The 24,993-nt window shown below is 62.0% G+C and carries 21 protein-coding genes, 1 tRNA gene, 1 pseudogene and 1 riboswitch; of the genes and pseudogenes, 12 read left to right on the forward strand and 11 right to left on the reverse strand.

The annotated features are described in order from the left end of the window. Positions 1-146 precede the first annotated feature (146 nt). Positions 147-2,033 carry an acyltransferase family protein gene (locus tag AC56QX_RS01110; RefSeq protein WP_497113341.1) on the forward strand — a complete coding sequence of 629 codons (1,887 nt, stop codon included), beginning with the start codon at positions 147-149 and terminating at the stop codon, positions 2,031-2,033. A gap of 95 nt (positions 2,034-2,128) precedes the next feature. Beyond that, a tRNA-Gly gene (locus tag AC56QX_RS01115) sits at positions 2,129-2,202 on the forward strand. Between the two features lie 98 nt (positions 2,203-2,300). Here the strand turns inward: AC56QX_RS01115 and AC56QX_RS01120 are convergent. Next, positions 2,301-3,062: a Stf0 family sulfotransferase gene (locus AC56QX_RS01120; RefSeq protein ID WP_497113342.1), complete on the reverse strand. Its 762-nt coding sequence runs from the start codon at positions 3,060-3,062 to the stop codon at positions 2,301-2,303. 395 nt (positions 3,063-3,457) lie between these two features. On the opposite strand from AC56QX_RS01120, the gene AC56QX_RS01125 reads away from it, so the two are divergent. Further along, on the forward strand, positions 3,458-3,712 hold the full coding sequence (locus AC56QX_RS01125) for a hypothetical protein (RefSeq protein ID WP_497113343.1): 255 nt from the start codon (positions 3,458-3,460) through the stop codon (positions 3,710-3,712). Positions 3,713-3,797: 85 nt separating this feature from the next. Here the strand turns inward: AC56QX_RS01125 and AC56QX_RS01130 are convergent, their stop codons facing one another. Then, positions 3,798-4,787 (reverse strand): LysR family transcriptional regulator, encoded by a 990-nt coding sequence (locus AC56QX_RS01130; protein WP_497113344.1) that lies wholly within the window; start codon positions 4,785-4,787, stop codon positions 3,798-3,800. A gap of 313 nt (positions 4,788-5,100) precedes the next feature. Between AC56QX_RS01130 and chvE the strand changes: the two genes are divergently transcribed. The 5 genes from chvE (at position 5,101) to AC56QX_RS01155 (ending at position 10,835) form a co-directional block, all read left to right on the forward strand. Continuing rightward, positions 5,101-6,171 (forward strand): multiple monosaccharide ABC transporter substrate-binding protein, encoded by a 1,071-nt coding sequence (gene chvE / locus AC56QX_RS01135; protein ID WP_027043461.1) that lies wholly within the window; start codon positions 5,101-5,103, stop codon positions 6,169-6,171. 97 nt (positions 6,172-6,268) lie between these two features. Continuing rightward, on the forward strand, positions 6,269-7,801 hold the full coding sequence (gene mmsA, locus AC56QX_RS01140; protein ID WP_497118061.1) for a multiple monosaccharide ABC transporter ATP-binding protein: 1,533 nt from the start codon (positions 6,269-6,271) through the stop codon (positions 7,799-7,801). Further along, positions 7,798-9,084 (forward strand): multiple monosaccharide ABC transporter permease, encoded by a 1,287-nt coding sequence (gene mmsB / locus AC56QX_RS01145; protein WP_497113346.1) that lies wholly within the window; start codon positions 7,798-7,800, stop codon positions 9,082-9,084. The genes mmsA and mmsB overlap by 4 nt, the downstream gene beginning before the upstream one ends. Positions 9,085-9,371: 287 nt before the next feature. Continuing rightward, complete coding sequence (araD1, locus tag AC56QX_RS01150; RefSeq protein WP_477446331.1) at positions 9,372-10,364, forward strand: AraD1 family protein; 993 nt, start codon at positions 9,372-9,374, stop codon at positions 10,362-10,364. Positions 10,365-10,379: 15 nt separating this feature from the next. Next, positions 10,380-10,835: a hypothetical protein gene (locus AC56QX_RS01155; protein ID WP_497113347.1), complete on the forward strand. Its 456-nt coding sequence runs from the start codon at positions 10,380-10,382 to the stop codon at positions 10,833-10,835. Positions 10,836-10,853: 18 nt separating this feature from the next. Here AC56QX_RS01155 and AC56QX_RS01160 read toward each other — a convergent pair whose 3' ends face one another. Both AC56QX_RS01160 and AC56QX_RS01165 read right to left on the reverse strand, forming a co-directional pair. Then, the gene (locus AC56QX_RS01160) at positions 10,854-11,627 is read right to left on the reverse strand and encodes an ABC transporter substrate-binding protein (RefSeq protein WP_497113348.1); all 774 of its coding nucleotides are present in this window, start codon (positions 11,625-11,627) and stop codon (positions 10,854-10,856) included. A 99-nt stretch (positions 11,628-11,726) separates the two neighbouring features. Then, positions 11,727-12,821, reverse strand: a complete 1,095-nt coding sequence (locus tag AC56QX_RS01165) for a 2'-deoxycytidine 5'-triphosphate deaminase (protein WP_497113349.1) — start codon at positions 12,819-12,821, stop codon at positions 11,727-11,729. A 139-nt stretch (positions 12,822-12,960) separates the two neighbouring features. Beyond that, positions 12,961-13,038: riboswitch (SAM riboswitch) on the forward strand. Positions 13,039-13,093: 55 nt separating this feature from the next. On the opposite strand from AC56QX_RS01165, the gene AC56QX_RS01170 reads away from it, so the two are divergent. Then, entirely contained in the window at positions 13,094-14,284 is a 1,191-nt protein-coding gene (locus tag AC56QX_RS01170) for an O-succinylhomoserine sulfhydrylase (RefSeq protein WP_475453527.1), read from the forward strand. Between the two features lie 32 nt (positions 14,285-14,316). Here AC56QX_RS01170 and AC56QX_RS01175 read toward each other — a convergent pair whose 3' ends face one another. Then, positions 14,317-15,468: a ceramide glucosyltransferase gene (locus AC56QX_RS01175; RefSeq protein ID WP_497113350.1), complete on the reverse strand. Its 1,152-nt coding sequence runs from the start codon at positions 15,466-15,468 to the stop codon at positions 14,317-14,319. 301 nt (positions 15,469-15,769) lie between these two features. On the opposite strand from AC56QX_RS01175, the gene apaG reads away from it, so the two are divergent. After that, positions 15,770-16,162: a Co2+/Mg2+ efflux facilitator ApaG/CorD gene (gene apaG, locus AC56QX_RS01180; protein ID WP_027146773.1), complete on the forward strand. Its 393-nt coding sequence runs from the start codon at positions 15,770-15,772 to the stop codon at positions 16,160-16,162. A gap of 59 nt (positions 16,163-16,221) precedes the next feature. Here apaG and AC56QX_RS01185 read toward each other — a convergent pair whose 3' ends face one another. After that, positions 16,222-17,412, reverse strand: coding sequence for an integrase core domain-containing protein (locus AC56QX_RS01185; protein ID WP_497113351.1), 1,191 nt, complete (start codon positions 17,410-17,412; stop codon positions 16,222-16,224). A 389-nt stretch (positions 17,413-17,801) separates the two neighbouring features. Between AC56QX_RS01185 and AC56QX_RS01190 the strand changes: the two genes are divergently transcribed. Further along, on the forward strand, positions 17,802-18,746 hold the full coding sequence (locus AC56QX_RS01190) for an IS110 family RNA-guided transposase (protein WP_497113352.1): 945 nt from the start codon (positions 17,802-17,804) through the stop codon (positions 18,744-18,746). Positions 18,747-18,866: 120 nt separating this feature from the next. Here the strand turns inward: AC56QX_RS01190 and AC56QX_RS01195 are convergent, their stop codons facing one another. From AC56QX_RS01195 to AC56QX_RS01205, 3 genes and pseudogenes are all read right to left on the reverse strand, one after another. Continuing rightward, positions 18,867-19,898 carry an Hsp33 family molecular chaperone gene (locus AC56QX_RS01195; RefSeq protein ID WP_027043469.1) on the reverse strand — a complete coding sequence of 344 codons (1,032 nt, stop codon included), beginning with the start codon at positions 19,896-19,898 and terminating at the stop codon, positions 18,867-18,869. A gap of 112 nt (positions 19,899-20,010) precedes the next feature. After that, a complete protein-coding gene (gene argF, locus AC56QX_RS01200) occupies positions 20,011-20,922 on the reverse strand; it encodes an ornithine carbamoyltransferase (RefSeq protein WP_172234523.1) in 912 nt (303 codons plus the stop codon). Positions 20,923-20,938: 16 nt separating this feature from the next. Further along, a pseudogene (locus AC56QX_RS01205) lies at positions 20,939-22,139 on the reverse strand (aspartate aminotransferase family protein). 357 nt (positions 22,140-22,496) lie between these two features. Between AC56QX_RS01205 and AC56QX_RS01210 the strand changes: the two are divergent. Beyond that, positions 22,497-23,018, forward strand: a complete 522-nt coding sequence (locus tag AC56QX_RS01210) for a GcrA family cell cycle regulator (protein ID WP_027043472.1) — start codon at positions 22,497-22,499, stop codon at positions 23,016-23,018. Between the two features lie 96 nt (positions 23,019-23,114). Here the strand turns inward: AC56QX_RS01210 and AC56QX_RS01215 are convergent, their stop codons facing one another. Together AC56QX_RS01215 and phoU are read right to left on the reverse strand one after the other, a co-directional pair. Then, complete coding sequence (locus AC56QX_RS01215; protein WP_497113353.1) at positions 23,115-24,122, reverse strand: magnesium and cobalt transport protein CorA; 1,008 nt, start codon at positions 24,120-24,122, stop codon at positions 23,115-23,117. 97 nt (positions 24,123-24,219) lie between these two features. Beyond that, complete coding sequence (gene phoU / locus AC56QX_RS01220; protein WP_497113354.1) at positions 24,220-24,945, reverse strand: phosphate signaling complex protein PhoU; 726 nt, start codon at positions 24,943-24,945, stop codon at positions 24,220-24,222. Positions 24,946-24,993 lie beyond the last annotated feature (48 nt).

Raw genomic sequence — 24,993 nt, forward strand, 5'->3', positions numbered from 1 at the left:
ACATGCATGTTGCAGTGCAGCAAACTTCTGCTGCAGAGCACAGTCCGGGGCCCCACAAGCCACGACTACGACGGGGATCGCCGTATGAGCAGCATGTCAGGTTCCGCCACACGACTGCCATGGGCCACGGCGTACGGACCGGCCGAATGAATTACAGACGCGATATCGATGGCCTGCGGGCCGTTGCGGTGCTGCCCGTCGTGCTCTTCCATTTCGGCGTGTCCGCCATTCCCGGCGGCTTCACGGGCGTCGACATCTTCTTCGTCATATCGGGCTATCTGATCAGCGGCAGCCTGCTCGACGATCTCGAGCGCGGCCAGTTCTCGATCGGCCGCTTCTACTGGCGCCGTGCGCGGCGCATCCTGCCGGCCCTGACCTTCGTCATCCTGCTCACGAGCATCGCCGCCTGGTTCATCCTCCTGCCGTCGGATCTTCACGAATACAGCCTCAGCGTGATCGCGGCCTCGACCTTCTGGTCGAACATCTATTTCTGGAAAACGACCAACTATTTCTCCATCGACGCGGAACTGCGGCCACTGCTACACACATGGTCGCTTTCGGTCGAGGAGCAGTATTATATCTTCGCGCCGATCCTGGTGTATCTGATCTACCGATACGCCTCGAAGCGCTGGCTGACGATATTGCTGCCGATTGCCATCGGCAGTTTTGCCCTGGCGGTCATGGCAACCACGCTGGCGCCGACCGCCGGCTTCTACCTGCTGCCGACACGCATCTGGGAACTGGCGCTGGGCGCCATTCTGATGCTGAAAAAACCGCCGGCGCTGGCCAGCCGTCCGCTGACGGAACTGATCGGCCTCGCCGGTTTTGGCTTGATCGCCTTCGGCTTTCTGACGATTTCGGAGAGCGACCCGTTTCCGGGCTACAATGCCCTGTTCCCCTGCATCGGAACGGCGCTGCTCATCTATGCGGGCCAGGCGCATGCCGACAGGCCGGTGCCTGTCGCGACGCGCGTGCTTCAGCTCACTCCGCTGGTCTGGGTCGGGCTCATCTCCTATTCGCTCTACCTCGTTCACTGGCCGATCAATTCGTTCGTCCATTATATCTCGCTGAAAGCCATCGGCGTGCCGACGATCATGGCGATGACGGTGGCGAGCGTCGCGCTGGCGACATTCTCATGGAAGTATGTCGAGCAACCCTTTCGCCAGAAGGGGGCCTTCACCGCCCCGCTGCCCATTTTCGCTTTCTCGGCCGCTGCGATCGCCTTGCTTTGCGTCGGCGGCGTGGCCGGTTTGCTGGGCAAGGGTTTCCCGCAACGGTTCCCGGACTTCTCGACGGAACGGGTCGTGGTGGGTGACTGGCGCAACGGCGTGTGTTTCAACGAGGGCGCGAGCCGGATCGAGGACTGGAACCTCGCCGACTGCACCCGTACCCATGGCTTTGCCACCAATGTGCTGCTGTGGGGCGATTCCTTCGCCGCGCATTATGTGTCGGGGCTGGAGGCCAACGCTGAGAAGATCCAGGCCAATGTCATCCAGTACACCTATGCCGGCTGCCCACCCAACCTGACCTACTTTTCCTACGCCCGGCCGGCCTGCACGCGCTTCAACGAGCGGGCGCTGTCGATCATCCGCGAAGCCAACATCCAGGCCGTGATCCTGAGCGGCCGATGGACCGACTACCAGGCCCGGGGTTTTGAGGGCCTGCAGAAGACGATCGACCGGCTGCGCGATATGGGCGTCAAGGTCTATGTCATCGGCCAGTCTCCGGAATTCATCGCCGACGTCCAGAAAATCGCTTTCTTCGCAAGACGAGATCATGTCGCCAACACATCCTGGCCGATGGCCATGGATCCGGACATCAACAAGCAGGTGCTGCCGTTTACCAAAGGGGCCACCTTCATCGACCCGCTGGCCTATCTCTGCGACACGGCCGGCTGCTCCTACGCCGACGTCGGCACCAAGCAATTTCTCTACTTCGACTACGGTCATTTTTCTTCGGCCGGCGCGACGCTCGCCATCTCGAAATACTGGCCAAGCTTTGCCGCCAGCAACAAAGTCGCGAAGGCAAAATAGCAACCGCGAACCAGCGCGGAGGCAACCCGAAAGCGTTTGTTCAGGGTCGCTTTGCGATTGCCCGAAGGCCGAACCTCATGGTAACGAGGGCACGCGCGGGTATGATGTAATGGTAGCCTGTCAGCTTCCCAAGCTGAACGCGCGGGTTCGATTCCCGCTACCCGCTCCAGACTATGCCAAAGGGCTATACGCCTGATGTTGAGGGTCTCGAACCCCGCCTCGGCGCTATCCACCCCCCTGAGGTAGAAATTAATTGCTGGCCACGACCTAGAGTTGACTGATTCGCATCTGCTTCTTCAGAAGGAACCGAGCGAGATTATCGACGTTGCGCGGCGCCATCTTTTCGGGAAGATGCGCCAGCAAATTCTTCGACCTGGCGTCATTGCGGTACCGCTCAACCCATTCCTCGGTGTAGGCGTCCCGCTGCAACCGCAAATTCGTCTCGAAATTGCAGTTCGGCATTTCAACCGATAACTGGCGCGCCAACGAGGCGACATACGGACGGGGGTCACTCAACAGATCTTCATAGAAAAAATGGTCGTAGGGCAGATCGGCCATCCGCAGGTAGGCACCCCAGAAGGCATGGCTCTGCTCGATCCGGAAGTAGACTTGGCAGATGCTGGCGAAGTCGTACTCCGGGATCAGATCAGTACCGCTCGTCGTGCTCTGCCAACGGCCTGACGCTTTCGCCCGACAATAAGAAATTGCTTGACGAAGTCGGTCTCTCCGTTCCAGCAAGACCAATCCGATGCCGTGGCGCCTGATGCATTCGGTGAGGAAGTCGACTCCATACTTGGCCTGCGTCGTCTCAAGGTGCCGCGAAAACACTTTTACAGCGAACCTGCCATTCGCGGTCTTGCCGCGATCAATCACCGCGCAAAAAAGTTCGTCGAAGGATTTTGGCTTGAACCCCAGCTCGCTGGGGTCGAGCCATTCGCCCGACTGCCCCAATATTCCGGTGCTGTTTGCCAGGCTGCCAAGCCATTCGGAGCCACTGCGGGCTTCGGTCAGTATCGCCACGCCTTTCATGCGTGCCGATTGCCCCTGATCTGCAAACGTGTAGCCGGTGTTACGGGATATGGTTCTGCTCCTTAATGGCCACTCGGCACGGTCACACCTCTATCTGACGGAAATTCAATTAGTAAAGTCTAATATGATTCCGTCAATTCGATCTTAGGATAACTGGGACGGACGATTCCGTCACGGGGTGGTCTGTGCCAAGCCAGGCATTACAACACGCAAGCCTTGGACCCTGCGCGTCTGTGCAGAGACGACACCGGCCACGCTGCGGTGGCCGGCCTTTCGTCAGTGGTTAGTCACAGCCAGACGCCAAGCCATACGCGCTCGCGCCAGCAACGGACATGGCGGCGCCCATGGCGCCAGTAACTGCGGCAAACTCGTCTCCAACCGCGGCGCCGTCCGCCATGGCGACGACGCCAGTGGCCATGATGGCCGTGATGCCAGCGACGATGGGAGACCTGCTCCACTTCGACCGCGTCATCGCCTTCGAAGACAGCGGGATCCGGCTTGTCCAGTTCATCGAGAATTCCGTTGCTCTGGGGAATACCGGCAACCGCGCGGCCGGGTCCGACTACTCCAGCAAACGCCACGGCCCCCGCAACGCCCAGCAGTCCAGTGAGAAACAACCGACGTTCCATCAAAACCTCCCGAGTTGTTGACCATCGGCACCTCGTTCCCTCGCCCAAAACGGGCTCCAGCGAGCATGCCGATTGGCCTGAACGCGCGAATGCACTTCTTGTTCCATCACCCCACTTCGCGCAGGATGAAATCGTGCAGCATCTTGGCGGCCGGCGAGAGCGCGCGGTTCCTGACCGTAATTAGGCTGTAGGGCCTGACCTCGATGTCGAATTCTGTCTGGACGACATCGATGGCGCCGGCCAGCCCGTCGGGATTCTGGATGAATTTCGCCACCTGCACCGAAACCGGCGCGATGGCGTCGGAGTGCGCGACCATGACCAGCGTGAGCAGTAGCGAAGAGGTGTTGAGGATACGGTCCGGCAGCGCGATGTTGCGGTTGAGGAAATTGCTCTCCATCGCCTGGCGCAAGGGCGAGCCGCCCGACTGGAAGACCCAGTCATAGGCGGCGGTGTCTTCCAGCCGCACCACGCTGCCCCTGGTGAGCGGGTGGCCACGGCGCACGATCAGGCAAGCCTTCTCGACGCCGATGACACGCGATTCGAACAGCCGCGGATTGAGGTCGTCGGGAATACGCGCGATGATGAAATCATGGCGCGTAGCGATCAGTTCGCGCGCCAGCACATTGGAGGTCTCGACCTGCATGGTGATCTCGATGCGCGGATAGATGCGGCGGATTTCGCGAATCGCCGGCACCGCCAGCTCGATCGCCGGCGCCGTCACGGCGCCGAGAAACACGGAACCGCCCTTGCCTGCCTTGAGCTCGGAAATCTCGCGGTCGACCTCGCGCATCTCCAGCAGGATCGAGCGTGCGCGCCTGGCCAGCGCCTTGCCGTAAGGCGTCAGCGTGATGCCGCGCGGCAGCCGCTCGCACAGCTTGACCTCGAGCACCGCCTCCATTTCGGCGATCATGCGCGATGCCGCCGGCTGCGAAATGTTCATGACCTGCGCCGCCGCGCTCACCCGGCCGTGGTCGTCGAGGGCGACGATCATGCGCATGTGACGCAGGCTGAGACCACTGCGCAGCAGGGTTTCGCCATCGCCCGGAGTCTCATTGTAACCATTTGAAACCCCAGTCGAATTCCGTAATGCCGCCATGGTTTTTCCCTGCCTCAGCCCGCGACCCTCTGGCATTTGCCAGCAACCTGCGACGACTCATAACATATACCACTTGCGGTATAGCAACCATCAAAGATCGCATTTGACAGTTATGGCAAAAGGGTCACAACGTCAGAGCGTTCCGAGACGCAACGATCGACGACGACAAAAATCGTATCGATTGAAATCAGCGCTTCGGGGCCATGGGAGGATACCGGAGATCGATATGACGGCAGTAGTGCCTTGGCGCTTCTGCACGATTGCGCGGCCCGCGACCCCCGGGGTGCCGCGTCCATCAACCAGGGAGAGTTATGTGAAAATCATCAAGACACTGGCCGCAGTCGCGGCGCTTGGCATCGCTGCCATGACCTATTCGGCGCACGCAGCCGACAAGGGTCTTGTCGGCGTGCTGATGCCGACCAAGACTTCGCAGCGCTGGATCAATGACGGCGATGCCGTCAAGTCCCAGCTCGAGGCTCTCGGCTACACCGTTGACCTGCAGTATGCGCAGGACGACATTCCCAACCAGCTCAGCCAGCTGGAAAACGAAATCACCAAGGGCCCGAAGGCGTTGATCATCGCCTCGATCGACGGCACCACCCTGTCGGATGCGCTGCAGAAGGCCGCTGACGCGGGCGTCGTCGTCGTCGCCTATGACCGCCTGATCAAGAAGACCGCCAATGTCGACTATTACACCACGTTCGACAATTTCGGCGTCGGCGTGATCCAGGCGAATTCGCTGGTCAAGGGCCTCAAGGAGCGCTTCCCGAACACCAAGCCGTGGAACGTTGAACTGTTCGGCGGCTCGCCCGACGACAACAACGCCTTCTTCTTCTACAACGGTGCGATTTCTGTCCTGCAGCCGTTGATCGACGACGGCTCGATCAAGATCAAGTCCGGCCAGACCGGTATGGACAAGGTCGGCACGCTGCGTTGGCTCGCTGCCACCGCCCAGGCGCGCATGGACAACCTGCTGTCGGCCAACTACTCGGACGGCAGCCGCGTCGATGGCGTTCTGTCGCCCTATGACGGTCTGTCGCGCGGCATCACCGCCTCGCTGCGCGCTGTCGGCTACGGCACGGACGCACAGCCCTGGCCGATCGTGACCGGTCAGGACGCCGAGACCGCCTCGGTCAAGCTGATCATCACGGGCGAACAGTACTCGACCGTGTTCAAGGACACCCGCGATCTGGCCAAGGCCACCGTCGAACTCGTCGACAAGGTGCTCTCGGGCGGCAAGCCTGATGGCCTCGACACCAAGACCTACAACAACGACGTCAAGGTCGTTCCCTCGATCCTGCTGACGCCGCATGAGGTCGACAAGTCGAACTATCAGAAGCTGGTCGTCGACTCCGGCTACATCAAGGCCGAAGACCTGAAGTAATCTCGGTTACAAAGACAGGGGTCCTGCGCGATGCAGGGCCCCTTTCCGTTCACGAGCGACCCCGGTATTGTTTCTGCCGGCCTCGGAGGAGCTTGCCCTGATGACGACGATTTTGGAGATGCGCGACATCACCAAGACGTTCCCCGGCGTGAAGGCGCTGTCGAACGTCAACCTCAGCGTCGAGGAAGGCGAGATCCACGCCGTGGTCGGCGAGAATGGCGCCGGCAAATCGACGCTGATGAAGGTGCTGTCGGGCGTCTATCCCTCCGGCACCTATGACGGCCAGATCATTTTTCAGGGCCAGGAATGCCAGTTCAAAGGCATCCAGGACAGCGAACACAAGGGCATTGTCATCATCCACCAGGAACTTGCGCTGGTGCCGATGCTGTCGATCGCTGAAAATATCTTCCTCGGCAACGAGCACGCCAAATACGGCGTCATCGACTGGGACGCCAACGAGCAGCGCACCAGCGCGCTGTTGAAAAAGGTGGGCCTCAAGGAAGACCCCAAGACGCTGATCACCAATATCGGCGTCGGCAAGCAGCAGCTGGTCGAGATCGCCAAGGCGCTCAGCAAGGAAGTGAAGCTGCTGATCCTCGACGAGCCGACGGCGTCGCTCAGCGAAAAGGACAGCCAGGCGCTGCTCGACCTGCTGCTCGAATTCAAGCGGCAAGGCATGACCTCGATCCTGATTTCGCACAAGCTCAACGAGATCAACCGGGTCGCCGACAAGGTGACCGTCATCCGTGACGGGCGCACCATCGAGACTCTGGCCAAGAAGGACATCTCGGAAGACCGCATCATCACCTCGATGGTCGGCCGCTCGCTCGACGACCGCTATCCGCCGCGCGAGCCTCACATCGGCGAGGTCGTGTTCGAGGTGAAGAACTGGTCGGTCTATCACCCGATCCATGCCGAGCGGCAGGTGATCAAGGGCATCGACATCAACGTACGCAAGGGCGAGGTGGTCGGCATTGCCGGGTTGATGGGCGCCGGACGCACCGAATTCGCCATGAGCCTGTTTGGCCGCTCCTACGGCCGCCGCATCACCGGCGAGGTGCTGCTCAAGGGCAAACCGGTCGATGTCTCCTCGGTGAGCAGGGCGGTTCAACACGGCATCGCCTATGTGACCGAGGATCGCAAGACCTACGGTCTCAACCTCATCGACCATATCAAGCACAACATCACACTCGCCAATCTCGGCGGTGTCTCGCGCCACAGCGTCATCGACGACATGCGCGAGCTCGCCGTTGCTAACGACTATCGCAAGAAGACCAATATCCGAGCTTCCAGCGTCTATCAGCTGACCGGCAATCTTTCGGGCGGCAACCAGCAGAAGGTGGTGCTGTCGAAATGGCTGTTCGCCGATCCGGACGTGCTGATCCTCGACGAGCCGACGCGCGGCATCGATGTCGGCGCCAAGTACGAAATCTACACGATCATCGCGCGTCTTGCCTCGGAGGGTAAAGCGATCGTGGTCATCTCGTCGGAAATGCCGGAATTGCTCGGCATCACCGACCGCATCTACGTCATGAACGAAGGGCGCATCGTGGGCGAAATGCCGGCGGCGGACGCGAGCCAGGAAAAAATAATGCGCGCCATCGTTCGCGGAGAAGGAAAAGCAGCATGAGCACCGAAAGCGCCCCCGCCCCGCAGGGCAACGTCGCCGAAGAACAGCGTCCACGCATCGCCGTCTCGGCGCTGACGACGAACCTGCGCGAATACGGTCTGATCATCGCGCTGATCGTCATCATGCTGTTTTTCCAGTTCACCACGTCGGGAACGCTGTTCAAGCCGGTCAACCTTAGCAATTTGGTGCAGCAGAACTCCTTCATCATCGTGATGGCGCTGGGCATGCTGCTGGTCATCGTATCGGGCTATATCGACCTCAGCGTCGGATCGGTCGCCGGTTTCATCGGCGCGCTGGCGGCGAACATGATGGTCATCTGGCAGCTCGGACCGCTCAGCAATCCGCTGGTGGTTTCGATCGTCTGCCTGGTCGTGGGCGGCATGATCGGCGCGGCGCAAGGCTACTGGATCGCCTATCACCGAATACCGAGCTTCATCGTCACGCTGGCCGGCATGCTGATCTTCCGCGGCATCTGCCAGGCGCTGCTCGGCGGCGGATCCTCGGTCGGTCCGCTTCCCGACGACTTCAAAATGCTCAGCTCCGGCTTCATCCCTGATGTCATCGGCCCGCTGACGCTGATCCCGCCGACGGTGAATGCGGCCGGCAAGACCATCATGGGCAGCGGCCTGACACTGCACATGACGACGATCGTGCTCGGCCTGATCGCCGTGGTGGCCTATGCCTATTTCGGGGTGAGGACGCGGCGCAAGCGCGAGCGCCATGGCTATGAGGCCGAGCCCTTCCCCCTGTTCATCATCAAGACGCTGGTCGCCAGCGCGCTGGCGCTGTTCCTTGTCTATGAGTTCGCCAGCTACAGGGGCCTGCCGGTGGTGCTGCTCGTCATGGGCGTGCTGATCTCGCTGTTTGTCTTCGTCACCAAGCGCATGACCATCGGCCGCCGCATCTACGCCATGGGCGGCAATCCAAAGGCGGCGCAGCTGTCGGGCATCAACACCGAGCGGCTGACACTGATGGTGTTCATCAACATGGGCGTGCTGTCGGCGCTAGGCGGCCTGATCATCGCGGCTCGCCTCGGCCAGGCCGTTCCGGCGGCGGGCCTGGGCTCAGAGCTCGATGTCATCGCCGCCGTCTTCATCGGCGGCGCCTCGGCGATGGGCGGCGTCGGCCAGGTCATCGGCGCGGTGGTCGGCGGCTTCATCATGGGCGTGATGAACAACGGCATGTCGATCATGGGCGTCAATGTCGACTGGCAACAGGTGGTCAAAGGCCTGGTTCTGCTCGGTGCCGTGATCTTCGACGTCTACAACAAGAACAAGGCCTGACAGGAGCAATTCCAGGAAAAGTGCGTCGCGGTTTTCCTACAGGAATTGCTCAGAAACAAAATACTGGGAGCGGGTCGAACCACTCCGGCGAGGCAACGAGGAAGGCATACGGGTCTAGATCGCGATGCTGCCGGCAAATAGTCGGCATCAAGAAGTCCCCCAGGGGATCAAGCCCGCGAGCGCAATCCGGACGAAGAATTTCACCCGTGGCGCGGCGAGGTCCGAGCCGCGCAGGTCAGGGTTTGCCGACAGGCAACCAGGCCAAGACACATGAGAGAGGATTGATCATGCTGATCTCGCAGATTCTCGACGACGCCGAGACCATCCGTGTCGTTGCCCGCAATGGCGGCAAGACCCGGATCATCAACGGCGCCCGCAGCGTCTACTCGCTGGCGATGGAGGCTGCCCGCACCGGCGTCGGCCTCGTCGCGCTGATCGAGCGCAAGGGACTCGGCGAGACGGTCGATCTCGACGCCGCCTACAAGAAGGGGCGGCTGCTGTCGCCGATCAACCATCCCGATCCGGCGCATTTGCATCTCACCGGCACCGGGCTGACGCATCTCGGCTCGGCGGCGACGCGCGATTCCATGCACAAGAAGCTCAGCACCGATGGCGAGGAGCAGCTCACCGATTCCATGAAGATGTTCCGCATGGGCCTGGAAGGCGGCAAACCCGCCAAAGGCCAGGTCGGCGTGCAGCCGGAATGGTTCTACAAGGGCAACGGCACAATGGCCGTGGCGCCGGGTGCCGCACTCCTGTCACCGGCCTTTGCCAAGGACGCCGGCGAGGAACCTGAGGTCGCCGGCATCTATGTCATCGGCGATGACGGCGCCCCCTTCCGTGTCGGCTTCACGCTATCGAACGAATTTTCCGACCATGTGACCGAGCGCGTGAATTATCTCTTCCTCGCCCATTCCAAGCTGCGCAATGCCTCGTTCGGGCCGGAGATCCTGATCGGCGACCTGCCTTCCGACATCCGCGGCACGTCGCGCATCGTGCGTGATGGCAACACGCTGTGGGAAAAGCCATTCCTGTCGGGCGAAGCGAACATGTCGCACACCATCGCCAATCTCGAACATCATCATTTCAAATATTCGGCGTTCCGCCAGCCGGGCGACGTGCATGTGCATATGTTCGGTACGGCGACACTGTCCTTCGCCGATGGCGTCAAGACCGAGGCCGGCGACGTGTTCGAGATCGAGGCTGGGGATTTCGGCCTGCCGCTGCGCAACCCGCTCGAGATTGAGCAGCCGGTAAAGGTAGCGGTGAAGGCGCTGTGAGCTAGCGGAGAGAGAATGGACAGGATACGGCTTGGTATCATGTTGGCGGGCATGGCCCTGGTCCTCGCCTGCACGTCCTCTGCTGCCTACAGCGGCGGGCGATGCAGCGCAGCGTCTTACCGCGAAGCCCGGTCGGCGATGACGAGCCGGCTTCTGGCCTCCGGTTACTCGAAAACGCAAGCGGGCTTTCTGATGCGCAACGCCGATCGCATGACATCCGCACTTCGCGCTGACAAACTGAACGAAAATGCCAGGACTTGCGGTATCGACTCCGCCAGAGCCCGTGTTCTCGGTTGTCTCGACAGACAGCTGTTCCCTTTGAGGTCTGGCTCCAGCGCCTCGCTCGATGAGGAAAAGCAAACCACCAGGGAATTTTGGGGCAGGAGGCGCTTAGCCGTGCGCGAACTGCTCTTTATCGGCCAATTCCATGGCTGTCTGGGCGCCGCGAAAGAACGTCTCTTTCGCGGCTGATTCCAGCAAATCTAAATATCAATAAATATCGAAGTCGAAATACTTGGCCTGGATCTTCTTGTAGGTGCCGTCGGCGACGATCGCATCTATGGCCGCATTGAGCTTGTCGCGAAGTTCTGTGTCTTCCAGGCGCACGGCGATGCCGGCTTGCGTCTCGGTGCCCTTGACGTCGCCGACCAGCTTGCAGCAGCCGTCGCTTGCCTTCTTCAGCCAGTCCACCAGCACGAACTTGTCCGAGATCACGGCATCAAGCCGGCCGTTGGTCAGGTCGGTGATCGCCTCTTCCTGGGTTGGATAGAGTTTTGCCTCGGCGCCGGCCTTGCCATAGGTGTTCTGGGCATAGTCGGCCTGCGTGGTCGAAGCCTGAGCGCCGACCGTCTTGCCGGCAAGGGCTGCCGGGTCGGTCGAGGTCAGATCGCTGTCCTTCGGCGCCACCAAAGCGAGCGGCGTCGTGTAGTATTTGTTGGTGAAGGCGACCTGCTTCTTGCGCTCTTCGGTGATGCTCATCGAGGCGATGATGGCGTCGAACTTTTTGGCCTGCAGAGCGGGGATGATGCCATCCCAGTCCTGGGTGACGATTTCGCACTCGACCTTCATCTGCGCACACAGCGCATTGGTGATGTCGATGTCGAAGCCGACAACCTTGCCGTCCGAGGTGATGGTGTTGAACGGCGGATAGGCACCCTCGGTGCCGATTTTCAATTTCTCCGCAGCCTGCGCCGACAGAGAGCCGGCGGCAATCGCCAACATGGCAGCGCCTGCTGCCGATAGGATCCATCTTGAAATCTGCATTTTCTTGTTCCCCCTGAGCGCCGCATCCCGGCGACCGACAAGCCAGCCAAGCATGATGTGCCAGCGCAGGCAAGTATTTTGCCTGGCGGTAATCGGGGCTCAGCGCGCGGCGCGAAAATGCTTGGAGAGCTTCAGGCCCTGGGCCTGGTAGTTGGAGCCGAGATCGGTGCCGTAGAGCGCCTGCGGCCGCTTCAGCATATGCTCGTAGACCAGGCGGCCGACGATCTGGCCATGGTCGAGGATGAACGGCACTTCGTGGCTGCGCACTTCGAGCACCGCCCGGCTGCCGGTGCCGCCGGACGCCGAATGGCCGAAGCCCGGATCGAAAAAACCGGCATAGTGGACGCGGAACTCGCCGACCAGCGGATCGAAGGGTGTCATCTCGGCGGCATAGAGCGGCGGCACATGCACCGCTTCCTGGCTGACGAGGATGTAGAATTCGTCGGGATCGAGCACCAGTTCGCCGGCGCCGCTCTTGTGGATCGGTTCCCAGAAATCGACGACCTCTTGTGCCGCACGTTTGTCGACATCGACGAGGCCGGTGTGATGCTTGCCGCGATAGCCGACCAGCCCGTCACTGTCGCCATTGAGATCGATCGACAGCGCGATGCCGCCGCCGGAAATGTTCGGCGGCTCGGTGGCGACCAGCATCTCGGCGCGGTGCAATTCGTTCAGTTCGGCTTCCGAGAGTAGTGCATTGCCGGTGCGGAAGCGTATCTGCGACAGGCGCGAGCCGATGCGCACGACGATCGGGAAGGTGCGCGGGCTGACTTCCAGGTAGAGCGGACCGTTGTAGCCGGCGGCGATCTTGTCGAACTCGTGGCCGCGGTCGGTCATGACACGGGTGAAGATGTCGAGCCGTCCGGTCGAGCTCTTCGGATTGGCGGAGGCTGAAATCTCGGCCGGCAATGCCAGGCTTTCGAGCAGCGGCACGATGTAGACGCAGCCGGTTTCCAGCACCGCGCCTTCGGCCAGATTGATCTCGTGCAGCTTCAGCCGGTCGAGCTTTTCCGAAACCTTGTGGTTGGGGCCGGGCAGGAAGGAGGCCCGCACCCGCCAGGCCTTGTCGCCGAGCCTGAGATCCAGGCTTGCCGGCTGGATCTGGTCGGCATCGAGCGCGCGCGCCGACTTCAGCGCACCGGACTGGAACAGCGCCGAAATGTCCTGATCGGGAAGAATGCCTGTCTGCCGCAAGGCTCCGCTCCTTAGCCCAGACGATTTTCTTGCCGCAGGTTCTCGCCGCAAAACCGTGGAACACTTTTGCGGAACCTGCTTGGTACAAACCTCTTAATGAAGCCGGCAATTGACGCAAGCGCGGCGCGGGTCTAAAGGGTCGTTATCCCGTGGTGATTTGGCCGGTCGGCTTGCAGCCACGTTAAACAAGTCGCTAAAGGACCGTTGGCCGCGAGGCCGTATGGACCGGTTGCGACTTTCGCGGCCGGTTTTTTTGTGTCTGGAACAAAGCGATGAGCAGCAAGAAGCGTAACTGGAAGCCTCAGACAGCCCTCGTGCACGGCGGAACCCTGCGTTCCCAATTCGGCGAGACCTCCGAGGCGATGTACCTGACGCAGGGCTATGTCTATGAAACGGCGCAGGCTGCGGAAGCCCGTTTCAAGGGCGAGGAACCCGGCTTCATCTATTCGCGCTACGCCAACCCGACCGTCGACATGTTCGAAAAGCGCATGTGCGCGCTGGAAGGCGCCGAGGATGCGCGCGCCACGGCATCCGGCATGGCCGCGGTGACGGCGGCCATGCTGTGCAGCGTCAAGGCCGGTGACCATATCGTCGCGGCGCGCGCCCTGTTCGGGTCCTGCCGCTGGGTGGTCGAGACGCTGGCACCCCGCTACGGCATCGAGGCGACGCTGGTCGACGGCACCGACATCGCCAACTGGGAAAAGGCGGTCAGGCCCAACACAAAACTGTTCTTCCTGGAAAGCCCGACCAACCCGACGCTGGAAGTGGTGGATATCGCCGCTGTCGCTTCGCTTGCCAACTCGATCGGCGCGCGGCTTGTCGTCGACAATGTCTTCGCCACGCCTTTGCAGCAGAAGCCTTTGCAGCTCGGTGCCCACATCGTCGTCTATTCGGCGACCAAGCACATCGATGGCCAGGGCCGCTGTCTCGGCGGCGTCATCCTGTCCGACAAGAAGTGGATCGACGAGAATTTGCACGACTATTTCCGCCACACCGGCCCCAGCCTGTCGCCCTTTAACGCCTGGACATTGCTGAAGGGCCTGGAAACGCTGCCGTTGCGCGTGCGCCAGCAGACGGAAAGCGCCGGCAAGATCGCCGACTTCCTCGCCGAACAGCCGCAGATCGCCCGCGTCATCTATCCCGGCCGCGCCGACCACCCACAGGCCGATATCGTCAAGAAGCAGATGTCGGGTGGTTCGACGCTGATCTGCCTTGACGTCAAGGGCGGCAAGCAGGCGGCCTTCGCCTTGCAGAACGCGCTCGACATCGTGCTGATCTCGAACAATCTCGGCGATGCCAAGAGCCTGATCACCCATCCGGCAACGACGACGCACAAGAATTTGAGCGACGAGGCCCGCGCCGAACTCGGCATCGGGCCAGGTACGCTTAGGCTGTCGGTCGGCCTGGAGGACACAGACGACCTGCTGGAAGACATTGCCCAGGCACTGAAGGCCGCGAAATAGAACCAGTCGAGGCAGCGTCGTCCGCGCCGCGATCAGGCGCGCGACGGCGTCTCTTCCAGTTCGGCGGCCTTGGTGCCGATGGTCATGGCGTTGCCGCGCCAGTCGACGGCGCCGCCTAGCCAGCCGCGTGCCCACATGGCTGGAAGCATCAAGTCCCGCGCAATCATCGCCGCGACCATGCGCGGCGACAGGTACCAGCCCTTGGACCAGGCCAGGGCACATTCCGGAAGGTAGAAGGCCGCCAGCACGGCGATGGCCGTCAGCGGCAGGCTGAAGCCGGCACTTGCCGCCGCAACCAGCGCAAGCAGCAGCGGCACCACCGCGCCGGTCAGGATTTCGGGCGCGAAGAACAGCGGGAAGGTGACGCGGCGCAGGCGCGCCCAGCGGGCCTGGCGCGACCAGATCTCGCCAAGCCTGCGTCGGCCGAGCGGCTGCTCGAAGGGCGCGGCGACGAGATTGACGCGCAGGCCGAGGCCGTTCACCAGCTTTGTCGCGGCGGCGTCTTCGGCGATTTCGGCGGCCAGTGCACGGATGCCGCCATTGGCATCCAGCATCGGCTTGTTCCACAACATGCTCTTGCCCTGGGCAAAGCCGAGGCCGAGCGCCTCGCCGGCATATTGCCAGCGGGCCTGCAGCGTGTTGAGGAAGGCGCATTCGACCTCGGCCCAGAAGCCATCCGGCCGCGAACCGATCGGCGTCGAGCAGACAAGGCCGGTATCCGTCCGCCACGCCGCCATCAGTTGCTGGATGTAGTCTCTCGGCATCAGCACGTTGGAGTCGGCCAGGATGACCCAGTTATGCCGCGCGGCTTCCCAGCCCTTGACGCAGTTGTTGAGCTTGGGATTGGCGCTGACACGATCGTCACCGATCAACAGCCGGGCCGGGACTTTTGGAAAGCGGCCAATGGCGGCACGGATCAACCTGACCACCGGATCGTCGGCATGGGCGACGCAGAAGATCAGCTCGTAGCGCGGCCAGTCGAGCGAGAAGGCGCGCTCCAGCGTCTCCTGCGTGAACGGCTCGACACCGCGCGACGGTACGACAATCGACACCGGCGGCGATTTGCCGGCTGGCCGTGCGATGGTCGTGCGCCGGTTCAGCTGTGAAGCGGCGAGCAGGATGCTGGCAGCGTTTGAAAGGATAAGAGCAGTCGAAAGCGAGGCGGCTATGAGAGTGAGTTCCATCGAGATCTGGTCACTCCAGAAGAGACGGCCCGCATCGTGGCCGTTTTCAACAGTTCGACAGAGCGCCGAGTCGCCCGGTGCGTGCACACCACCATTGTCGTGTGTCACTTAAATGACATTCTTTGCCGGCACCTGCGTTTCAAAGTCAGGCGCGACAAGACGCGCACGTTGACCTGCTCGCCGGGAGCGCCGAAAGGTTCTGTTTGTTGAGCATGATCTCTGCACAAACGGAAACCCGTTTGTCCGGGGAAACCGGTTCCCACTTTTCGGGATCATGCTTGAGATTGTTTTGGAGCCGCTTATGTACCGCGCCGTCACGCGCAACATCGAAGTGCAGGTCAGGCCGTTCTACCTCGAGGATCGCTCTGATCCTTCCGAGAACCGTTATGTCTGGGGCTATCAGATAACGATCGACAACCAGTCGGACGAATTCGTGCAGCTTCTGTCGCGTTATTGGCACATCACCGACGGTGCCGGCCGGGTCGAGGAAGTGCGCGGCCCCGGCGTTGTCGGCGACCAGCCCGAACTCAATCCTGGCGACAGCTATCAGTACACGTCCGGCTGCCCGCTCTCGACGCCGTCAGGCATCATGGTCGGGCGCTACACGATGCGCAACAAGCGGGGCGAGACTTTTGATATCGCCATCCCGGCGTTTTCGCTGGATCTGCCGGGGACGAGGCGGACGGTGAATTAGCTGTCCAGCCGATAGATGGGTAACAGTTTGAACCGGATACATAGGTAACAGTTTTCCCCTTATGGAGGGTTCGCCGTAGCGCCAAGCGGTTGGGTTGGCGCGGCGCTTCGGCGAACCAATTTCATGTGCTTCTGGTCGATGAAACCGAGCGGATGGGCATAGAAGCGCATGGCCCATTCGCCGTTCTCAGTTTCTTCGATGGCAATAGGCTCGCCCGCCAGCGTGGCCGAGACGTAGATCTCGGCGCCCTGCCATTTGATGGCGCCGTTCTGGCGTACACTGCGCATCGCCGCCTCGGCCGGATAGTCCGGCTCGGGTGTCGTCCTGGGCATGGGGCGTGTCGAGGGACGGTAATGCTGTGCCGGGGTGCCCATGCCAAGTGCCTCGTGCGGGCGTTCCTCATTGTAGCTGCACCGGAAGGCCTCGAACGCCTGAGCTTGAGCCGCCCTGTCGGCCTCCGGTGCCTTGGCCATCGGCAGCATGGTCAGGTGGAAGCGCTCATGGCGACCGTTCTGCTGCGGCTTGCCCGGCTGGATGCACTCAAGGGCGATGCCGAGTTTGACGAAGCGCGCCGCAAGCGGCGTCAACCCGGTGACGCCGGGCGATGCGAAGGGTGGGCCATTGTCGCTTCTGAACCGATCCGGCAGCCCATGCTCCTCAAACAACCGCTCAAACACCGGCCAGGCCTCGGCGTCCGCCGTCGAACCCGTTGCTTCGAGCGCCAGAAGGTAGCGGCTCGATGTATCCATCACCGTCAAGGGCTCACAGCGCCACCCGTCACGGGTCCGGAACCAGCCCTTGTGATCCCCGGTCCACACCGCGTTCGGCTCTAAAGCTTCCGGCCATGGACCATTGCCTGCCGCCTTCCAGCGCCTGCGCTTACGCCCCACAAGTCCATGCCGCTTCAGAATCTCACCGGCTGTCGAGACCGCAGGCCAGCCGCAGCGAGGCTCCGCACGCTTGAGCCTGGCCATGATCTTCTTGGGCCCCCACAGCGGGTGGGCCTCCTTCATAGCCACGATCCGCTCCACCACATCCCAAGGCGTCGCCCGGCCGTGATTGAGCGGCGCTCGCGGCGGATCGTGCAGACCTTCTGCGCCAAACTCCCGATAGCGCCCAAGCCATTTGTAACCGCTCTTGCGCGAGATGCCGTAGGCCGCACAAAGCGCGCTCATCGTTTCCTCACCCGAAAGGCAGTCCACAACAAACCGTAGCCGCTCGTCCATGATGCCAGTCTCTCGCCAAACCATCGCCGGTCCTCCGGCGGACAAGAAAACTGTCACCCATGCTATCGGTCCATTCTGTTACCTATCTATCCGGTTCAGACATTAGCTCCCTTCTCCCCGTCACTATACGGGGAGAAATGCCCGGCAGGGCAATGAGGGCGGCGCCAACCTTCCTGATAACGGGTCAGCGCGTGGCCACTCGCCAAAGTTCGCGCTACCCCTTGTGTGTTTGGAATCGTGCATTGTTGAGGGTGCCACGGACCAGGTGCTTGCCTGATCCGTGGCGGCGGTCGAGAGCCCGTCGCCCCTCAGGTGGCCTAAACCGTGGATGAGCTGGGGCCCGACCGCCTTCTTTTGTGAACCCGAACAGTTGCAAGGGGCAAGCCCCCGCACACAAGGAAGGGACCGAGGAGATGGTAGCCCAAACGGTTCAGGACATAGGCATCGATGTTGCCAAAGGCTGGCTCGACGTGGCGGTGTTTCAAACGCAGGAACAAGCGCGTTTCGACAACGACAAGGATGGATGGGCCAAGCTGGTCCGATGGCTGCGGGGTCGCACCGTACGCGCCATCGGCATGGAGCCGAGCGGCGGCTATGAGCGCGGCGTGGCCAAGGCACTGCGCAGCGCGGACCTGCCGGCCAGGAACGTCAATCCGCACAAATTGCGCCACTATGCCCGCGCCCTTGGCCGATTGGCCAAGAATGATCGCATCGATGCCTTGCTGATTGCGCGCTACACCGCCGAACTGCCGACCCGGCCGGTGCGTTGCGACCCAATTGCGGAGCAACTGGCCGATCTGGTCGTGGCCCGCAGGCAGCTTAGCGACGATAAGGTCAGCCTCGCCAATCAACTCGAGCAGCTACGCGAGCCGATGGTGAAGCGCATCTTCACCCAGCGGCTGCGTCGTATCGAACTCGATATCGCGCTGCTCGCCAAGCGTATGGCCCAACTCGTCGCCAGCCAGCCGGCGCTCGCGGCCAAGGATCGCCTGATCCAGTCCTTCCACGGTGCCGGTCCAGTCCTCAGCCATACCATACTGGCGCTGGCGCCGGAGATCGGGCAGGCCTCGCGACGCGAGATTGCAGCGCTTACCGGTCTGGCGCCCTACGACTTCGACACCGGCACCTTCAAAGGTCGCCGCGTCATCTGGGGCGGCCGCCATGCTCTGCGCAGGGTGGTTTACATGGCAGCGCTCACCGCCAGCCGCTCAAATCCCGTACTCAGAGCCTTCCACCAGCGTCTCATTGCAAACGGTAAGCAACCAAAGGTCGCCCTCGTCGCCGTGGCCCGAAAGATTATGACCATCCTCAGCGCAATGCTTCGACACAACCAACCCTGGTATCCAGACAAAGCCTGAAAACACAGTTGCTCATCCGCCCTTCGGGCGTTCGTCGTTTGAAAAGCCAAGCAATTGGCTTTTCATCCGCTGTGCGGACCACTCCTCACCTCCCCGTAAACGGGGAGAAGGCAAGAAGCTTTACTGCGCTGCAAATTCTGCCGGGTCGAAGTCGTATTGCGTCGAGCAGAATTCACAGGCGACGTGGATGCCGCCATCCTCGGTGCTGTCCTTGATCTCCTGCGCGGAAAAACCCTCGAGGATACCGCGGATCTTGTCGCGCGAGCATGAGCACTGGTCGGCGACGGGGACGCCACCGAAGACGCGCACGCCATGCTCGTGGAACAGGCGATAGAGCAGCCGCTCGGCGCCGATCGTCGGATCGATCAGCTCGGTCGGCTCGATGGTGCCGAGCAGCGCCAGCAGCTCCTGCCAGGAATTGTCGGCCGGATCGTGGATTTCCTCGCGCGGATCGCCATCGCCGCCGGGCAGGTCCGGAACGCGCATGCGCTCAGGCGACTGCGGCAGGAACTGCGCCAGGATGCCACCGGCGCGCCACTGCTCGCGCGCGCCGCCAGGGCCGGGCGTCAACAGCTTGGCGACCGAGAGCCGGATATCCGTCGGGATCTGTTCCGACTGGCGGAAATAGGTGCGCGCCGCGTCCTCCAGCGTTTCGCCGTCGAGCTGGACGATGCCCTGATAGCGTTGCGTATGGGCGCCCTGGTCGATGGTCAGCGCCAGCACGCCGCTGCCGAGCAGCGTCTGCTGGGACGTTTCGCCCGCCGCGACCAAAGCCTCCAGCCGGTCGGCATCAAAGCGTGCATAGGCGCGCAATGCCGAGGGCGTGGAGAAATCCGCCACCAGCATGTCGACCGGCCCGTCAGTACGGGTCTGCAGGATGAACTTGCCCTCGAATTTGAGCGAGGTGCCGAGCAGCACCGTCAGCACACAGGCTTCCGCCAGCAGGCGGGCAACCGGTTCGGGATAGTCGTGGCGGCTGAGGATGGCGTCGAGCATCGGCCCGAGTTGAACGGTGCGGCCGCGCACGTCGAGCGGGCCGACCTCGAACGGCACGACATGATCGTCGCCGGCATAGCCGAACTCGCCAAGTTTGGGGTGATGTTCAGTCACTTGATGCGTTTCCAACATGACAAAGCTCCAGGGCGCGGCCATGCGACCCGAAGAGGCACATGCGTCCAAACGCGCTTGATTTGCGTGATGCGGCGCAGATAGGGATCGCGCCCCCGCAGATCAAGCGCCCGGACACTTCAGGCGCCCAGACATCTCAAGCACCAAGACACCAGGCAAGCACCGCCTTCTGGGCGTGGAGCCGGTTCTCGGCCTCGTCGAAGACCACCGAATGCGGTCCGTCGATGACTTCGTCCGTCACTTCCTCGCCACGATGCGCAGGCAGGCAGTGCATGAACAGCGCATCCGGCTTGGCATGCGCCATCAGCTTGGCGTTGACCTGGTAGGGCGAAAACACGTTGTGGCCGCGGGCGCGATGCTCCTGGCCCATCGACACCCAGCAGTCGGTTACGATGCAGTCGGCCTGGTCGACGGCTTCCTCGGGCGAGCGGGTGAAATGCAGCTTGCCGCCATGCGCCTTGGACCAGTCTATATGCTTCTGCGCCGGTTCGCTGCCTTCGGGCACGGCGACGTTGAGGTTGAAGCGGAACCGTGCCGAGGCCTCGAGCAGCGAATGCAGCACATTGTTGCCGTCGCCGGTCCAGGCGATGGTCTTGCCGGCCACCGGACCGCGATGCTCCTCGAAGGTCATGATGTCGGCCATCAGCTGGCAGGGATGGGTGTCGTCCGTCAGTCCATTGATCACCGGAACGGTCGCATTCTCGGTCAGTTCCAGCAGCCGCTCATGCGAGGTGGTGCGGATCATGATGGCATCGACATAGCGCGACAGCACCTTGGCGGTATCGGCGATGGTTTCGGAGCGGCCGAGCTGCATTTCGGTGCCGGTCAGCATGATGGTCTCGCCGCCAAGCTGACGCATGCCGACGTCGAAGGAGACGCGTGTGCGTGTCGATGGCTTGTCGAAGATCATCGCCAGCACCTTGCCTTCGAGCGGCCTGGTCCGCTCGCCGGCTTTGAGGCGTGCCTTTCGCACCACCGCGTCGTCCAGCATGAAGCGCAGGTCGCCCTCGGAAACGGTGGAGAGATCGGTGAAATGGCGAACTGACATCAGCAATATTCCGGGATTACTTCGCGGCGGCCGCGGCGATGGCATCCGTCAGCCCTTTGGCGCCAGCGCGGATGCGGTTGAGCGCTTCGTGGATCTCGGCGTCGGTGACGGTGAGCGGCGGCAGCAGTCGAATGACGTTGTCGCCGGCCGGAACCGTCAGCAAATGCTGGTCGCGCAGCGCCATGTTCACCTTGGTGTTGGGCATGGCGCATTTGAGGCCCAGCATCAGGCCGGTGCCCCTGATGTCCTCGATGACATCGGGAAACTCGTCGGCGACCGCCGCCAGACCCTGCTTCATCAGCAGCGCCTTGCGCTGGACATCTTCGAGGAAGCCGTCTTCCAGCACCACATCGAGCACGGCGTTGCCGACCGCCATCGCCAGCGGGTTGCCGCCGAAGGTGGTGCCGTGCACGCCCGACGTCATGCCGACCACGGCCTCGTCGGTGGCCAGTGCAGGCGCCCATCGGGAAGCCGCCGCCAATGCCCTTGGCAATCGCCATGATGTCGGGCGTGACACCTGTCCACTCATGCGCGAACAGCTTGCCGGTGCGGCCGATGCCGCACTGGACCTCGTCGAAGATCAACAGCAGGCCGTGCTGGTCGCAGAGCTGGCGCAGCCGCTTCAACGATTGTGTCGGCACCGGGCGGATGCCGCCCTCGCCCTGCACCGGCTCGATCAGGATCGCCGCGGTTTCCGGCGTAATCGCCTTCTCGGCGGCATCGATGTCGTCGAAGCCGACCTGGTCGAAGCCTTCGACCTTGGGGCCGAAGCCTTCGAGGTATTTGTATTGGCCACCGGCCGCGATGGTCGCCAGCGTGCGGCCGTGGAAGGCACCTTCGAAGGTGATGACGCGGAAGCGCTCGGGATGCCCTTTGACGAAGTGGTAGCGCCGCGCCGTCTTGATCGCGCATTCCAGCGCCTCGGCGCCGGAATTGGTGAAGAACACCTTGTCGGCGAAGGTGGCATCGGCCAGACGCTCGCCAAGCCGGCTCTGCCCCGGAATCTCGTAGAGATTGGAGACGTGCCAGAGTTTAGCCGCCTGCTCGGTGAGAGCCGCGACCAGATGCGGATGGCTGTGGCCGAGCGAATTGACCGCGATACCGCCGGCGAAATCGAGATATCGCTCGCCCTTGTCGGTAACCAGCCAGGTGCCTTCCCCGTGGTCGAAGGCCAGGGGTGCGCGAGCAAAAGTCTCGTAAAGCGCCGAACCGCTCATTATATGCGTCTCCGGTACCGGAAAATCAAAAAAGCCGCCAAAGCGGCGGCCTTGTGCGGCTTATCGTGTTTTTCGGCCATGAAGTCAACGAAAACGTCACGTAGTGGCGCGCAATAAGCCCCCTAACTCGACGCCGGCTCATGAGCGACCGGGCAAGTTGGGGAAAACCGAAAAAACCGATTCGTGTTGCACTTGGGACTCTTGTCACCGAGTCAGCGCATAAGGTAATTGTAGTCGAGAAATAACTAGATTTCGTGCGGCGGACCTAATCACCAGATATATGTGGTGTCTGCCCCAGCAAGGTTGCTGGGTCGGGAAGGGATTCCGATTGCGCACGATTAGCAGGAGCGCGGTCTCATGAACTGGACTGACGAGCGGGTTGAACTTCTCAGGAAACTGTGGTCGGAGGGTCTGAGCGCAAGCCAGATTGCTGCCCAGCTTGGAGGGGTGAGCCGCAATGCCGTCATCGGCAAGGTGCACCGGCTGAAGCTGTCGGGCCGCGGGCGCGCAACGGCGACGCCGGCACGCCAGAAGAAGACGGCCCAGGGATCGACCGTTCAGAAATCGGTGGCGCGCGCCGCAAGCACGGCACGCCACGTCACGACTTCGATCGGCGCAACGGCCCTGCAGACCCAGTTTGATGCCGAGCCAGTCGCACGCCATCATTACATCCGTCCGGTCGAAAATGTCGTGGTACCGATCTCACGGCATCTGCAGCTCGTCGAATTGACCGAGCGCACCTGCAAATGGCCGAACGGCGACCCGCTGTCGGAGGACTTCAATTTCTGCGGCAACGAGGCCGCCGAGACCGGTCCTTACTGCAAATACCATGCCCGCGTGGCTTTCCAGCCGGCAGCGGAGCGGAGGCGGAATAGATAGGTAAGGGAATAGGCAGTGGGGATCAGGCAGTAGGGCAATATGCTCTGAACCGCGCTTGCGGGGCGCTTCTTATCCTACTGCCTACTGCCTACTGCCTCACAGCCAGCCATTTTTGCGGAACCGCCAGTAGAGAAACGAGCAGATCAGCGCGATCGCGGCCAGCACAATCGGGTAGCCATACTCCATCTTCAGTTCCGGCATGTCGGTGAAGTTCATGCCATAGATGCCGGCGAATGCTGTCGGCACCGCCAGGATGGCCGCCCAGGAGGCGAGTTTCTTCGAGATTGCCGTTTCCTGGCTCTGACCGACCAGCAGGCTCGCCTCGAAGGCAAATGCGAGCACCTCGCGCAAACTGTCGATCTTTTCCTGGACGGTGCGGATGTGATCGGTCACATCACGGAACAGCGGATGCATGGCGGTGTGGATCTGCGGCAGGTCGGCGCTGGTCAGCCGGCGGCAGACCTCCACAAGCGGCAGTGCCGCATTGCGCAGGCGCAGCAGATCGCGGCGCAGCATATAGAGCCGTTCGATGTCGGGGCCGGTCATCGGCTTCAAAAGGACCTTGTCCTCGATCGCCTCGACCTCGTCCTCGATCTGCTCGAGCACGGGCATGTAGTTGTCGACGATGAAATCGAGAATGGCGTAGAGGACGAAATCCTCGCCCTTGGCCAGCGAATGCGGGCAGCTTTCCCAATGCTGGCGCACGGCGGCGTAGGAGGTCGACGGGCCATGCCTGACGCTGACGATGTAGCCCGAGCCGACGAACAGATGCGTTTCGCCGAAAGTGACGCGGCCTTCGATCAGTTGCGCGGTGCGGGCAACGATGAACAGCGCGTCGCCATATTGCTCGATCTTCGGCCGCTGGTGCGGATGCTCGGCGTCCTCGATCGCCAATTCATGCAGATGGAACTGCGCCTGGACGCGCAACAGGAGCTCGCGGTCGGGTTCGAGCAGCCCGATCCAGACGACATGTCCCGACTTCTTCGCCCATTCACCGGCTTCCTCGATCGGAATGTCGGCGATACGCTTGCCGGCCGTGTAGACACTGGAGGCAATGATGCCTGATGTCGGCGCCGCGGGCTTGAACTCTCGGACATATTCCATCGCAGCCTCCGGAAAGCAGGGCCTTTATCAAGGCCTGAGAAGCTTAACGCCGGGATAGTTTAGCGCAATATGATCTGGCGTTCGAGAGGAAGAGCGTTCATTTCGCCGGAAGCGGCGCGGAAAGGCTGATCTTGTCCGTCTTGTCGCCTTTCGGCCGATCGGCCGGCATCTGGTCACCGGTGACGATGTAATAGATGGTCTCGGCGATGTTGGTGGCATGATCGCCGATGCGCTCGATGTTCTTGGCGCAGAACAGAAGATGCGTGCAGGGCGTGATGTTGCGCGGATCTTCCATCATGTAGGTCAGCAATTCGCGAAACAGCGACGTGTACATGGCATCGATCTGGTCGTCGCGGTCGCGCACGAAGCCGATCTTGTCGACCGAGCGCGACGCGTAGACGTCGAGCACTTCCTTCAGCTGGGTCAGCGCCAAATTGGCCAGGGCCTCCAGGCCGCGGAACAGGCTGGTCGGCTGGCGGCCGTCGGTGACGGCGACCACCCGCTTGGCGACGTTCTTGCCGAGGTCGCCGACGCGTTCGAGGTCGGCGGAAATACGGATGGCGCCGACGATCTCGCGCAGATCCGTCGCCATCGGCTGGCGCTTGGCGATGATGATGATCGCCTTGTCGTCGATCTCGCGCTGTCCCTCGTCGAGCACAGCGTCGTCGCGGATGACCTTCTCTGCCAGTCCCGGATCGGCATTGACGAGAGCGGCAACCGCTTGCTCGACCATGCGCTCGGCATGGCCGCCCATCGCGGCGATGCGCTTCGACAGATATTTCAGCTCCTCGTCAAAGGCGCTCATTATGTGCACGGACTGCATGAAATGCCTTCCCACGGGTTCTTGCTTTTGAGTCGTGTCCTCGAATCC

The organism is Mesorhizobium sp. RCAM 06353, assembly GCF_059683585.1.